At 67.1% G+C, this 12606-nt stretch carries 14 protein-coding genes; 10 read left to right on the plus strand and 4 right to left on the minus strand.

What is annotated here, in order from left to right:
* Positions 1–28 precede the first annotated feature (28 nt).
* Positions 29–1051: a DUF4917 family protein gene (locus FXN61_RS19245; RefSeq protein ID WP_167975434.1), complete on the plus strand. Its 1023-nt coding sequence runs from the start codon at positions 29–31 to the stop codon at positions 1049–1051.
* 495 nt (positions 1052–1546) lie between these two features.
* On the plus strand, positions 1547–2278 hold the full coding sequence (locus tag FXN61_RS19250) for a DUF7873 family protein (RefSeq protein ID WP_167975435.1): 732 nt from the start codon (positions 1547–1549) through the stop codon (positions 2276–2278).
* A gap of 538 nt (positions 2279–2816) precedes the next feature.
* Here FXN61_RS19250 and FXN61_RS19255 read toward each other — a convergent pair.
* Positions 2817–4253, minus strand: coding sequence for an MDR family MFS transporter (locus FXN61_RS19255; RefSeq protein ID WP_167975436.1), 1437 nt, complete (start codon positions 4251–4253; stop codon positions 2817–2819).
* 333 nt (positions 4254–4586) lie between these two features.
* Between FXN61_RS19255 and FXN61_RS19260 the strand changes: the two genes are divergently transcribed.
* The gene (locus FXN61_RS19260) at positions 4587–5003 is read left to right on the plus strand and encodes a hypothetical protein (RefSeq protein ID WP_167975437.1); all 417 of its coding nucleotides are present in this window, start codon (positions 4587–4589) and stop codon (positions 5001–5003) included.
* Here FXN61_RS19260 and FXN61_RS19265 read toward each other — a convergent pair.
* Positions 4987–5952 (minus strand): NAD(P)-dependent alcohol dehydrogenase, encoded by a 966-nt coding sequence (locus FXN61_RS19265; protein WP_167975438.1) that lies wholly within the window; start codon positions 5950–5952, stop codon positions 4987–4989. The genes FXN61_RS19260 and FXN61_RS19265 overlap by 17 nt on opposite strands.
* 160 nt (positions 5953–6112) lie before the next feature.
* Here FXN61_RS19265 and FXN61_RS19270 point away from each other — a divergent pair, with 160 nt between their 5' ends.
* On the plus strand, positions 6113–6808 hold the full coding sequence (locus FXN61_RS19270; RefSeq protein WP_167975439.1) for a hypothetical protein: 696 nt from the start codon (positions 6113–6115) through the stop codon (positions 6806–6808).
* Here the strand turns inward: FXN61_RS19270 and FXN61_RS19275 are convergent.
* A complete protein-coding gene (locus tag FXN61_RS19275) occupies positions 6773–7246 on the minus strand; it encodes a DUF6328 family protein (protein ID WP_167975440.1) in 474 nt (157 codons plus the stop codon). The genes FXN61_RS19270 and FXN61_RS19275 overlap by 36 nt on opposite strands.
* Positions 7247–7333: 87 nt before the next feature.
* Between FXN61_RS19275 and FXN61_RS19280 the strand changes: the two genes are divergently transcribed.
* Entirely contained in the window at positions 7334–7882 is a 549-nt protein-coding gene (locus FXN61_RS19280; protein ID WP_167975441.1) for a superoxide dismutase, read from the plus strand.
* Here the strand turns inward: FXN61_RS19280 and FXN61_RS19285 are convergent.
* Complete coding sequence (locus tag FXN61_RS19285) at positions 7879–8547, minus strand: DUF4241 domain-containing protein (RefSeq protein WP_167975442.1); 669 nt, start codon at positions 8545–8547, stop codon at positions 7879–7881. The two genes, FXN61_RS19280 and FXN61_RS19285, sit on opposite strands and share 4 nt — an antisense overlap.
* Before the next feature lie 121 nt (positions 8548–8668).
* Between FXN61_RS19285 and FXN61_RS19290 the strand changes: the two genes are divergently transcribed.
* The 5 genes from FXN61_RS19290 to FXN61_RS19310 all read left to right on the plus strand — a co-directional run.
* The gene (locus FXN61_RS19290; protein WP_167975443.1) at positions 8669–9181 is read left to right on the plus strand and encodes a macro domain-containing protein; all 513 of its coding nucleotides are present in this window, start codon (positions 8669–8671) and stop codon (positions 9179–9181) included.
* 93 nt (positions 9182–9274) lie between these two features.
* A complete protein-coding gene (gene dusB, locus FXN61_RS19295; protein ID WP_167975449.1) occupies positions 9275–10408 on the plus strand; it encodes a tRNA dihydrouridine synthase DusB in 1134 nt (377 codons plus the stop codon).
* A complete protein-coding gene (locus FXN61_RS19300; protein ID WP_188135245.1) occupies positions 10401–10853 on the plus strand; it encodes a hypothetical protein in 453 nt (150 codons plus the stop codon). Before dusB ends, FXN61_RS19300 begins: the two co-directional genes overlap by 8 nt.
* A gap of 141 nt (positions 10854–10994) precedes the next feature.
* On the plus strand, positions 10995–11846 hold the full coding sequence (locus FXN61_RS19305) for a GGDEF domain-containing protein (RefSeq protein WP_376770682.1): 852 nt from the start codon (positions 10995–10997) through the stop codon (positions 11844–11846).
* Positions 11847–12408: 562 nt separating this feature from the next.
* A partial coding sequence (locus tag FXN61_RS19310) for a hypothetical protein (RefSeq protein WP_223165514.1) occupies positions 12409–12606 on the plus strand: 198 nt, incomplete at its 3' end.

Genomic DNA, 12606 nt, shown 5'->3' on the forward strand with positions numbered 1-12606 from the left:
GGTCCAGGATCACTCGTGGGAGGGCATCGTGGCGAGCACTGCAACGCAGACCGCCAAGCTAGAGAAGTGGTTCGACGTCGAGGACCGCACCGAGTGGCCGACCTTGCTCGTCGGAAACGGTGCCTCCGTCAACCTGTGGGGTGACTTCGCCTACCCGAGCCTGTACGAGCGGGCAAACCTTTCCGCGGTGGCCGAGGCGGTGTTTTCTGACCTTGGCGTCACCAACTTCGAGACGGTGCTGGAGGCTATCCACCACGCTCACGTGGTCGTCGAGGCGTTGGGGAACTCGACCAAGGAGATCGACGCGCAGTACGAGCACGTCAGAGACGCCCTGTTTGGCGCTGTCCATGACGTACACGTCGGCTGGTCCCAGTTCACCGACGACAGGTTCGACAAGATCGCCAGCGTGATCCAGGACCACGACGCCGTCTACACGACGAACTACGACGTCTGCATGTACTGGGCTCGTGTAGACGCGGTCAACCGGATCACGAGGCGGACCGTCATCGACTTCTTCTGGAGCACAGGGCACACGTTCGACTCTGAGAACGTGGAGGTGCGGGGTCGGACGGCCATGTACCACCTCCACGGCGCGATCCATCTCTGGCAGGACGACCGTGGGAACAACGGGAAGTGGACCAGTGCCAACGACGGGAACCTGCTGTCGCTGGCCCGAAACTACTCGCCTGGGTCGAGCAAGTGGCCGCTGTTCGTCAGCGAGGGGTCATCGAGAGCGAAGCTGCAAACGATAGGGCGGTCGCCGTACCTGAGCTTCTGTCTGGACTCACTCCGGAACGACCACCACAACACTGTCGTATTCGGACACTCGCTCGGGGAACAGGACAAGCACATCGTCGCCGCGCTGAACGAAGGCGATCCCCGCGAAGTCGCCGTGTCGATCTATCCGCGCAGTACGGACCAGTGGATCATCCAAGAGAAGGCTCGCATCACAGAGTTGCTTGGTGAGAACAAGGTCAGGTTCTTCGACAGCACGACGCACCCGCTAGGCGATCCGTCGCTGACCATTCAGAAGTCGCCCAGCCAGGTCTAGGCACGAGTGCGTGCACGCAGGCCCGAATGGCGCCTCCGGGCCTGCGTGTACAGGTCTTAAGCCAGCTCGGTCACAACCGGCCAGAGGCAACCCAGGCTGTGGCTAGCTCCACTGGTTCTTCCCACGGGGGCCAACAGCCTTGATGGATAGCTCAGGCCCCTGAGCAGCTACTACCGGGTTCTTATGCTGACCTGTACGGTCCACCAAACCCCCAGGTCACAGACCTGGGGGTTTCGCTTTGGAAGATCGCTGATACGTCCTTGACGCGCTTACACCCTGACTCGTCAAGCAACGGCATCCGGCGACCCGCCCTGCTCGCCATGCCAGGTGTGGAGTGGAACGCCGAACAGCTGTGCCGACCCGACAGTGGCAACGGCACAGCAGGTGCAACCTCGTGGTGCGTGGCCGCGGTACCCCGTCGCTGCGGCGAGCTGAAATCGCGTGCAGGCATGGCTTTTCAGCAAGTAGGGTGCGCGAGACCAAGGGGGGTGCGGCATGACGAAGCTGAACCAGATCATCGCGGTGGAGAAGAGTGTCAAAGGGGGCACGCTTCGGGACCTCACCGACGCGCATCACGGGTTGCAGAAGCCCGCGCTGCTGGCCGGTATCTCCCGGACGTACCAGCCGAAGGACGAGGACGGCGAGGTGCTTCCGCCGGAGTCCACTCGTGTGCAAGTCAAGGCCGAGGATGTGCTGCGGAAGACCGCCGCCGTGATGACTCGGCTCTTCGACGTCACAGCGACCAAGGACTGGGCCAACTGCGTCGCGAAAGCTGATGTCGTGGTCGACGGGCAGACGTTGCTCCGCGACGTACCCGTGTCGTACCTGCTCTTCCTCGAGAAGCAGCTGACCGACTTGCACACCTTCGTGAAGAAGCTGCCCCTGCTGGACGCGGCCGAGGACTGGAACTTCGACGAGTCCGCCGACTATTGGCGCACTGAGCAGGTCCGGACCATCCGCACCAAGAAGGTGCCGCGCAACCACGTCAAGGCCGAAGCCACGGAGAAGCACCCGGCGCAGGTCGAGGTGTACTACGAGGACATTCCGGTGGGTTACTGGACCACGGTGAAGTTTTCCGGTGCGCTGCCTGCCCGGCGGGTCAACGAACTCATCGACCGGGTGGAGAAGCTGCAGCACGCGGTGAAGTTCGCCCGGGAAGAGGCCAACAATCTGGAGATCACCGACCAGCATGTCGGTGAGGTGGTCTTCGGCTACCTGTTTCGGTAGCGTCGACAGACTCCCCCGCTGGAGCGCGGGGGTGCGCTCCCGATGGGAGCGTGAAAGCTGAAACTGAAAACGTCAGCCTGAACCACTCGGTCACAAGTGGGGGTTCGAATCCCTCTCCCGGCACCATCACGCCGGGATATCCCAATTGGCAGAGGCAACCGGGATCAAGCTCAGACTCTCGCTCCAGGTTCAGCATTTCCGCCGAACGCCAGATCGCCCGAGAACGGACAAGACTCGCCGAGGTGCAGGTTCGAATCCTGCTGGCCGCTCCACCATGCGGCCGTAGCTCAACGGAAGAGCGCGGCGACCTAAGGACTGATCCGACTCTTAAACGTCGCTGGTGTGCGCAAATGGGCGGCCAACCGGGGCCCTGGACTGGACATGTCCGGGGCCCACCCGCGATCAGGCGACGGGTGCCCACCGGGCGGATTGTGGTCTCAGGGCCTTCGACCAGCACATCGTGGTTGTGTGGCCCACTCGCTCAGCGAGCCTCCCCTTCGGGCCGTACGGCACCCGAACGGGAGGCTCACGCGGCGACTCAGGCCTCAGCGTCCGCGGTGGCTCGGCTCGGCAGCATGGCCGCAACGACGATCGTTGCAGCGGCGAGAACAGTCGCGACCACGAAGGCCAGCTTCATCCCGCTCAGCTGAGCAGACGCAGCGGCGGCGCCGTCGGCGACCAATTGACCTGCGCGTGCAGACATCACGGTCACCACGAGCGCGGTTCCGAGCGCGGCCGCGACCTGCTGCAGGGTCCCGAGGATCGAGCTGCCGTGCGGGTACATGTGCGGCGGAAGCGCGCCCATGCCGAGGGTGAAGATGGGCGTGAACGTCGCCGCCAGGCTCACCATCAGGAGCGCGTGCAGTGCCAGGACCTGCCAGTACGGCATCGTCATCGAGACCTGGGTGAAGCCGGCGAGGGAGAGCACCATGCCGATCGAGCCGGGGAGGACCAGCGGGCGGCTGCCGAACCGGTCGTACAGCTTTCCGACTGTCGGTCCCAGCAAGCCCATGGCCAGACCGCCCGGCATGAGCAGCAGGCCGGTCTGCAGCGGGCTGAGGCCTCGCAGGTTCTGCAGGTAGAGCGGCAGCAGGATCATCGATCCGAGCATCGCCAGGAAGCCGATGCACATGATGGCCAACGCCAGCGCGAAGGTGCGGTAGCCGAGGGTTCGCAGGTCCATGAGGGGCGCGCCGGTGCGTTGCAGCTTGAGCTGGCGGAGGACGAAGATCGCGATGGCCGCGGCGCCGGCGATGACGATGCCGATGGTCGGGCCGAGCTTGGCGTCGCCTTCGCCGAACAGGCTCAGGCCGTAGACCAGGCCGCCGAAGCCCAGCGTTGCCAGGGCCGCGCTGGACCAGTCGATGGAGCTCACCTGCGGCTCGCCGATGTTGGTCATCTGGCGGAGCCCGAAGTAGGTCACGACTCCCGCGATCGGCAGGACGGCCACGAACAGCAGGCGCCAGGAGCCGAGTTGCAGGATCAGTCCGGACACGGCTGGGCCGAGTGCGGGCGCCACCGAGATCGCCAGGGTCACGTTGCCCATCACCCGGCCTCGGTCCTGCTCGGGCACGACGGTCATCAGCGTGGTCATCAGCAGCGGCATCATCACGGCCGTGCCCGCGGCCTGCACGATGCGGCCGGCCAGCAGCACCGTGAAGGTCGGTGCGGCGGCGGACAGGGTGGTTCCCAGCAGGAACACACCCATCGCGATCGCGTACCCCTGGCGGGTGGTGACCCGCTGCAGGAACCAGCCGGTGATCGGGATCACGGCGGCCATGGTCAGCATGAACGCGGTGGACACCCACTGCGCCGCCTGTTCGGTGACGTGCAACGACTCCATCAAACGCGGGATCGCGTTGATCATGAGCGTCTCGTTGAGGATCACGACGAACGTGGCCAGCACCAGCAGGCGCACCACGAGTGGCGTTCGGCCCGCTTGCGCGGTCGGTCGGTCTTGGATCGCAGCAGGCATGTCAGGCCCTCACTAGGTTTCTGGCACTTGTCGTGTCGCGGCCAAGGCCGCCGGCATCAACGTTCGTCGTGACACCAGTAGAGACCGGCAGGTCTGACAGAACTCATCGGTCTGCCCGAGTGTTCCGCATCGCCGCGCCCGTCTCACCCGAATTTCGCCATCGGCGGATCGGGTCCTTGTCCGTCTACCAACGTGTCGAACGGGCAGGGCGCGAATCGACACTCGGTCCGCGGGAATCTGGGATCGAGTCGGAACCGGCCTCATCTGCGCAGCTCACGAGTGAGATGTTGCGATTCGGGGACACGCTGGGCTGTGCGGGCTAACGTCCCTCGCGTGATCTTTCTCCGGATTGTCCGTGTTGCCCTCATCGTTCTCGGCATCGGTGCGGCCGGCTTGGGCATGATCTTGATCGCCGTCGACGCCCGGATGTCGGGTGGTCCGATCTCCGCGTCGTGGAGCTGCAGGTCCGAGGGTGGCGGGACCAACCCTCGGATGACGTGCAGGACCGACTCGGCCACGTATGCAGGGCCGGGCGGGCTGGTCGACACCATCAGTTACCTCAGCCTCACGATCGGTGGTGTGGCGTTGATCGGTGCCGCTGTCGCGATCGGGCAGTTCGACAGGACTCGGATCTCGGCCGCACCGGCTCAGCGGCCGGGGCCGGTGCCGTCCGGGCCTCCGTTTCCGCCGCCTGGGCATGGGCCTCAGGTTCCGCCGCAGCCGGGCCACGGGTTCAGCTCGCGACCGTGATGACCACGTTGCCGCGCTTGTGACCTGCGTCTACGTAACGGTGTGCGTCGGTGATCTCGGTCAATGGGTAGGTGCGGTCGACGACTACGCGCAGCTTGCCCGCCTCGACCAGTGAGCTGATGACGGGCAGGGCCGCGCGTTTGTTCACGGACATGCCGGCGACCACGCGCTTGCCGCCGAGCAGCCTTGTCCACAGGGCCCAGAGGTTGTTCGCCAAGCCCGTGGTGGGGAGGTACTTGCCGTCACGACGCAAGGAGCGGCGGGACTGGCGGAACGAGGACTTGGTCACCGTGTCGAAGATGACGTCGTAGGCGTCCAGGTCGGCGGTGAAGTCGCGCACCGTGTAGTCGATGACCTCGTCGGCGCCCAGGGATTTCACCAGGTCCACGTTCGTCGGGCCGCAGACGGCGGTGACGTCGGCGCCGAGGTGCTTGGCCAACTGGACGGCGTAGGTGCCGATGCTGCCGGATGCGCCGTTCACCAGGACTCGGTGGCCGGGACGGACCTTCGCCTTGTCTCGGAGGAAGAACAGGGCCGTGGTGGCGCCGTCCACCGCGGCGGCTGCCTCGATGAAGGTCAGGGCGGCTGGTTTCATCGCCAGGGAGCCGGTGGCGGGGAGACGGACGTACTCGGCGTGGGCGCCCACTGCGAAGCCGGTGAAGCCGAAGACTTGGTCGCCTGGCTGGAAGTCGATCACGGCGGGGCCGACGGCATCGACCACGCCTGCGACTTCGAGGCCGAGGGTGCGGAGCCTGGAGCGAGGACGGCGCAGGCCGAGGATCACTCGGCCCCACAGGGGTTCGCCGCGGCGCATCGCGCATTCGGCCGTGGTCACGGTGGTGGCGTGGACCTTGATCAGGACGTCGCCGGAGCGCAGGACGGGGACAGGCCTGTCCACGACCTGGACGACGTCGGGCGGGCCGAACTTCGTGTGGACGGCGGCTTTCATGGGATGACGGTAGGGGCCCTGCACCTGTTGCGACGGAACGGATTTGCGATTCAGGGAGAAAGCAGGGTCAACACCTAGGGGTCTAGGACCGTGGTCTGAGATGAACGTTCGGACCGAGGGCCGATCCACGGCAACGGGTGCGGTGGAAGCGTCAACGGCCATGAGGTTTCCGAACGGGTGGGTTGGTGGCGCGGCGCTGGTGCTCGGACCGGTGCTGCTTCTGGTGGGCACGTTGTTGCGGTCGCCGTTCAACTTCTTCTTCCCGGACCAGTTGCGGGCCGTGGTCGAGCATCCGGGGTTGATGAAAGCGGCGTACACGGCGTTCCTCGCCGGGAACGTGGTGATGTGGGCCGCGGTGGCCTTTCTCGTGCAGCGGATCGGCGAGAAGAGGCCGAAGTGGGCGGCTTGGGGCGGGATGCTGGTGACGGTCGGCTTGTTCGAGCGGACGTTTCACGCCGGGGTGGATCAGGCGGCGTTCAGCGCGACGAGGAGCCTGGGCGTCGAAGGGGCCACGGAGCTGGTGGCGCAGGGCTACTCGGAGCTGCACCTGTTCAGCTTCCTGTCCTTCACGATCATGTTCGGGTGGTACGTGCTGGCGATCGGGGCGTACCGCAGTGGGGTGCTCGGGCCGGTCAGGGCAGCCGCGTTGGCGGCCATGGGGTTGTTGCCGCTCGGGGTGTTGAAGGGCACCGAGGCGCTGTCGATCGTCGGGACCGTCGGGTTGTGCGTTGCGTTGGTGCCGTTGGGGGTGCAGGCGATACGCGAGCAGCCGCGGCCCACCAGGCGGAACGTGCTGATGGCTGTGCCGGTGGCGGTGGGGTTAGGGGCTCTCGCGTTCGTGAGCACGCTGGGCTGAAGGCCAGGCGAACCAAAGACCGGCGAAAACGGCGAACGCCAGCACGCCGACCACCACCGCGGGCCAGCCGCCGAGGATCACTTCGGCCAGCAGGAGGACGGTGCCGGTCATGGCGAGGGCCAGGAAGGCGAGGCCGATCAGGGCGAAGGTGTTGCCCGAGCGGACGACGTCCTCGCGACGGCCCTTGCGGAAGAGGACCCGGTGCCAGGCCGCGGGGGCGGTGAGGCAGGCGACCGCCATGGCGGCGCACAGCACCGTGATCAGGTGAGTGACCCGGATGTAGCCGCTCACGGACGCGTACTTCTCGGTGAAGGCGATGGAGAGCAGGAAACCGAACAGGATCTGCACGCCCGCCTGGGCCACGCGGAGTTCTTGCAGCAGCTCGTTGACGTTGCGGGCGAGTCTGCGTTGGTCGGATTCCTCGGCTTCACTCACCATGTTCACGTACCCGGAACCGGCCAGTTGAAACGCCGGTCCCGTCTCAAAAATGGCGGAGCGCGGCCGATACCGCTAAGCAAGAGAGCCATGAAGACGTTTGCTGTCGCGGTTGCCGCCGCGCTCATGTTCACCGGAACCGCGCACGCCGAACCCGCGAAGGTGGTTCACACGTCCGCCAAGTTCCAGAACTACAGCCCCACGGCGAAGGCGGTCACGTACGACGCGGCGAAGGTTCCGGACGGAGCCAAGGTGACTGTGCTCGGAGTGCCGACGATCGGTGGTGGCACGACGGTGTTGTTGAAGCTCAAGGGATTGCTGCCACACCGGGCCTACGGCGCGCACGTCCACGTGAAGAAGTGCGGTGCGGCGCCGGCCGATTCGGGACCGCACTACCAGAACGTGGTGGACCCGGTGCAGCCCTCGGTCGATCCGGCGTATGCCAATCCCCGCAACGAGATCTGGCTCGACGTCCACACGGACGGCAAAGGTTTCGCGTACACATCGTCCACTGTGGACTGGCAGTTTGTTGAACGGCACGCACAATCTGTGGTGCTGCACAACGAGCACACGCACACCAAGCCCGGCGAGGCCGGCACGGCCGGGCCTCGGCTCGCTTGTGTGAACGTGCGGTTCTAGCGGTTGATGACAAAAAAGTCAGTGACGAACGCGACCGGGTCGCCCGCGGTGTTGCGCCCGACCCAGGTCGGGTAGACGCCGTCGCCCCAGCCGGTGGAGAACGCCACGACGTTCAGACCGGACTCGGGATCGGTGACGTTGGCGGGGCCGCGGCCGCCGCCCACCTTGCCGAGGGCGTCGATCAGGTCGCAGTTGCCCACCTCGTCGTCGGCCGCCAGGCGGTCCAGCGCGGGTGCGGCGGCGAGGTCGAAGAACGCGCCGGTGCTCGACTTCACGTCGTAGCCGAAGGGCTGCTGCATCGGCACGAGCTCGCCCGGCAGCACGGCCGGCGTCCACGAGTACGCGGCCTCGTCCTGGACCGTCACCTTCGCGGCGGCCACGCGGTAGCCCTGTCTCAGGTCGGGGAAGCCGTCGCTGTCGACCCACGAGACCAGGGAGACCGACACCGGGTACGTGCCCGGCTCGACCTCGGTGGTGAACGCCTCGGCGTCCTCCGGCCACAGCACGAACGGGTCTGCCGCGACGAGCCTGCCGGTCGGCAGGGCCAGCTCACCCACCTGCTGCACGGTGACGACCTGCTGTTCGCCGCCGCCGGTCGGCTTGCCGACCGGTCCGTCGACGAAGAACCGCTCGAACCCGGACCTGATCAGTTGAACCGCCCCCACGCCTAGACCACCTCCAGGGGCATGTTGGCAGAAGCCTCTGAGACCCGATCGGGGCACCGGGTGTGTTCGCGTTCCGTGAAGTCCTCCCGAATCGAACCGCGCAGGTGCCAGGCTTCACGGCATGGGGACGATCGAGGTGGTGCTGGGCGACATCACCACCGAGAACGTGGACGCGATCGTGACGGCCGCGAACGAGTCGCTCATGGGCGGTGGTGGCGTGGACCGGGCGGTGCACAGCGCGGCTGGTCCGCAACTGGCTGAGGCGGGCGCCGCGATAGCACCGTGCGAGCCTGGCGATGCGATGGCGACGCCCGCGTTCAACCTCGACCCACCCGTCAAGCACGTGATTCACACCGTCGGGCCGGTCTGGGACGGCGGTGCCCACGGTGAAGCCGAAACCCTGAGTTCGTGCTACCGCCGCTGCTTGGAAGTGGCCGACGAGCTGAACGTCCGGACCATCGCGTTTCCGGCCGTCGCCACCGGCATCTACGGCTTCCCGCACAGGCAAGCCGCCCAGGTCGCCGTCGAGACGATCAGGGCGACGAGAACCGACGTGGAACACGTCAGACTGGTCGCCTTCGACCAGGAGAACTACGACGCGCTCGCCGCCGCATTGGCCGCGCCGGTGGACTGACGGCGGAACGTGACGAACGTCGCCACCAGGTAGCGGTTCTGGACGCGTTCGCGGTCACTCTTGGTGAAGATCGCGGCTGGTCAGTGCCGTAACCTGGGGGGCGTGTCCGTTCCAGCCACCCTCAAGATCGGCCCGTTCGCCGTTGATCCGCCCGTTGTGCTGGCGCCCATGGCCGGCATCACCAACGTGGCGTTCCGGCAGCTGTGCCGACGGTACGGGGCCGGGCTCTACGTCTGCGAGATGATCACCGCCCGCGCCCTCGTGGAGCGCGATGCGATGACCATGCACATGATCACGTTCGACGAGGACGAGCACCCGCGGTCGATGCAGCTGTACGGCGTCGATCCGCGCAACGTCGGTGAGGCCACGAAGATGATCGTGGACGAGAACCTCGCCGACCACATGGACATGAACTTCGGCTGCCCGGTGCCCAAGGTGACGCGCAAGGGCGGCGGGGCGGCGTTGCCGTACAAGCGGGAGCTGTTCCGGCAGATCGTGCGGGCCGCCGTGCGGAACGCGGGAGACATGCCGGTCACCGTGAAGTTCCGCATCGGCATCGACGACGACCACCTGACGTACCTCGACGCGGGACGTATCGCGCAGGACGAGGGTGCACAGGCCGTGGCACTGCACGCGCGCACGGCGTCACAGCGTTACTCCGGCAAGGCGGACTGGACCGCCATCGCCAAGCTCAAAGAGGCCGTGACGAGCATTCCGGTCCTGGGCAACGGCGACATCTTCAGCGCCCAGGACGCGCTCGACATGGTCGCCGGCACGGGCTGCGACGGAGTGGTCGTCGGACGTGGATGCCTTGGCCGGCCGTGGTTGTTCCGCGACCTGCAGGCGGCGTTCAGAGGCGAACCCGTCCCGGAGGGTCCGAACCTCGGTGAGGTCGCGGCCATCCTGCGCACGCACGCCGAGCTCCTCGCGGCCCACTACGGCGAGGAGAAGGGCCTGCGCGACCTGCGCAAGCACATGGCCTGGTACTGGCACGGCTTCCCGGTCGGCGGTGACACGCGGCGGGCGTTCGCGATGGTGTCGAGCCTGCAGCAGCTGGACGACCTCATCGGGCAGCTCGACCCCGCCGTCCCCTTCCCGGACAATGCCGAGGGGCCGCGGGGCAGGCAGGGATCCTCGGCGAAGGTGGTGCTGCCGGAGGGGTGGCTCGACGACCCCGAGGACGCCACGGTTCCTGCCGGTGCGGACGTGATGCACTCCGGTGGCTGAACGCATCGCGGTCCTCCTCGCCTCGCTCGCGCTTCTCGCGGGCTGCGCCGGCCCGGTCGCGGGCACCGCACGACCGGTCCAGCTGGGCGACGGCGACCGCGCGAAGTTCAAGGCGTACTACGAGCGCCTCAACAAGGCGGGCGACGAGGGTGCGTCGCAGCAGCAGAAACTGCTGAAAGACACCCAACATCCGGACTTCCGGCAGAAGACGTGCGACCTGCGCGGTGCCACCATCAAAGTCGAACCGACCTGGTCAACGCTTCGGATGGACGCCGACTGGGCACCCCCTGGAGAGAAAGCTCATCCTCGCGGAAACGTCTACGTCGTGGCGGTCACGGTCACGCTGCGGCAGGAGGACGCGGTGATCGGCAGCCAGATCGGATCGCTGCACGTCGTGATGCTGGACGACGAGGTTTACGGGTTCGCGCCCTGCCTCGGTGGCTGAGCGGGTTGTTGATCACTTCAGCTCACTGGATCGGAGCAGCTGACGGTCAACCGGACGGGGGAAATCCCGCCTCCACGCGTCCTTCTTGCTCAAGCGCCGCCTCTTGGGGGACGACACCTGGCAGGTAAGGAGGTGACCGCGATGACCGCGCTGCGACCTGAGATCGCAGAGACCCAGCAGGCCGACGCCAGCGTCGACAAGCAGGGTCCTGGGCTTGTCGGCCTGCACGAGTCCATCGCGACGTTGCTCGCCTCCCGCGGCCAGTGGCGCCAGGCGTACCAGCACCTGCGTTCCGCTCTCGACCTTGTCTACGCCGACCGGGTCGAGGAGCCGCACGTTCCCGAGCAGCTGCGCCGCGAGGTCGACCGGCTGCGCAGGGAGCACGCGGAGGCCCGCGAGCAGAGCCTGCGCGACAGCCTCACCGACTCCTACAACCGCCGTTACCTCGACCAGCGGCTGATGGGTCTGCTGACCGAGCACGGCGCGTGCCGGCACGGGCTCGCCATCGCGTTGATCGACCTCGACTGGTTCAAGCAGGTCAACGACAGCTTCGGCCACCTGCTCGGCGACCGAGTGTTGCAACGCGTGGTGGAGCTGCTCCAGCAGGGCCTTCCGGAGGGCGCCTTCTGCGCCCGCTACGGCGGCGAGGAGTTCGTGCTCGTGCTGCCGCGCGTGGACGCGGCAACGGCCGTGGAGATCGCCGAGGCGGCCCGCGAACGTGTCGAGCGTCACCCGTGGCAGGAGGTCGCGCCGGGGCTTCGCGTGACGGTCAGCGCGGGCCTGGCGTACGAGCGCCCGCGGACGAGGCACCGGAACGCCCGGCGGTCGGCGCTGAGCAGCAGTTGCTGCGAGCCGACAGTCTCCTGTACACGGCCAAGCAGTCGGGCCGCAACGCGGTGGCGTACCGTGCGGACGGGCGGGTCCACCTCGCCGGCGCAGCGGCCGGCCGGCGTGCTATCACCGAGACACGTGTTCTCGGTTACTACTGAGTGAGCTGGCTCACCCGTTCAGGGCAAGCGGACTGCGCGTAATCGCGTATTGATCGAAGCCGTATCACCCGGAGTGGTCGTCAGAAGTCGGCTACATCCGTAGTATCGCGGGCGCAACTGACACGCCGGTGATGCAACCCTTGTGTCCCGGTCGTCGTCATCTCGTAATGACGAACCGGTATTAGCTTCTGACCCAGAAGGGAGATTGGGTGCCCGACGACCCCCGACGTGGCGGCCCCTCTTCCCGTGGTGATCAGGATCCCCAGCACCAGGACCAGCCGACCGGCCGTAGACGTCGCTCGATGGAAGGCTCTGGGGGCCTGAGCGTCTCGGACCTCATCGAGCAGCACAGCAGGACGAACATCCCCCGACCCGTCCCGCCAGGCTCGCCCGACACTCCCACGACAGGCAGGCGTGCCCTGCCAGACCCACCCGCCACGGGCAGGCGTGCACTGCCCGACCCACCGGCACAGCCACAGCAGCCTCAGCAGCCTCAGCCCCCGCGGCAGCAGCCGCCCGCAGCTCACCGGCCTGGTGAGCAGACGGGTACGCGCCCGCGGCCGCCGATGGCCGATCAGGCAGCCCCGCAGAACTTCACCGGTGAGCAGACCGGCAGGCGCCGTCGACCGGACGTGCCCGCCGAGCAGACCGGCACCCGGCCGAGGCCTCAGAACGGGGCCTACCCGCCTCCCGGCGAGCAGACCGGACAGCGACCGCGACCGGACGCGAACGGCATGCAGCGCCGCCCGGCACCCGGCGACCCG

Origin of the sequence: Lentzea indica, assembly GCF_012184385.1 — a bacterium.
Lineage (GTDB): Bacteria > Actinomycetota > Actinomycetes > Mycobacteriales > Pseudonocardiaceae > Lentzea > Lentzea indica.

Excerpts from the sequence above, each read along its gene's own strand:
- FXN61_RS19250 (WP_167975435.1), top strand. The coding sequence starts at position 1,547 with ATGACGAAGCTGAACCAGATCATCGCGGTGGAGAAGAGTGTCAAAGGG.
- FXN61_RS19255 (WP_167975436.1), bottom strand. The coding sequence starts at position 4,253 with ATGCCTGCTGCGATCCAAGACCGACCGACCGCGCAAGCGGGCCGAACG.
- FXN61_RS19265 (WP_167975438.1), bottom strand. The coding sequence starts at position 5,952 with ATGAAAGCCGCCGTCCACACGAAGTTCGGCCCGCCCGACGTCGTCCAG.
- FXN61_RS19270 (WP_167975439.1), top strand. The coding sequence starts at position 6,113 with ATGAGGTTTCCGAACGGGTGGGTTGGTGGCGCGGCGCTGGTGCTCGGA.
- FXN61_RS19275 (WP_167975440.1), bottom strand. The coding sequence starts at position 7,246 with ATGGTGAGTGAAGCCGAGGAATCCGACCAACGCAGACTCGCCCGCAAC.
- FXN61_RS19280 (WP_167975441.1), top strand. The coding sequence starts at position 7,334 with ATGAAGACGTTTGCTGTCGCGGTTGCCGCCGCGCTCATGTTCACCGGA.
- FXN61_RS19290 (WP_167975443.1), top strand. The coding sequence starts at position 8,669 with ATGGGGACGATCGAGGTGGTGCTGGGCGACATCACCACCGAGAACGTG.
- FXN61_RS19305 (WP_376770682.1), top strand. The coding sequence starts at position 10,995 with ATGACCGCGCTGCGACCTGAGATCGCAGAGACCCAGCAGGCCGACGCC.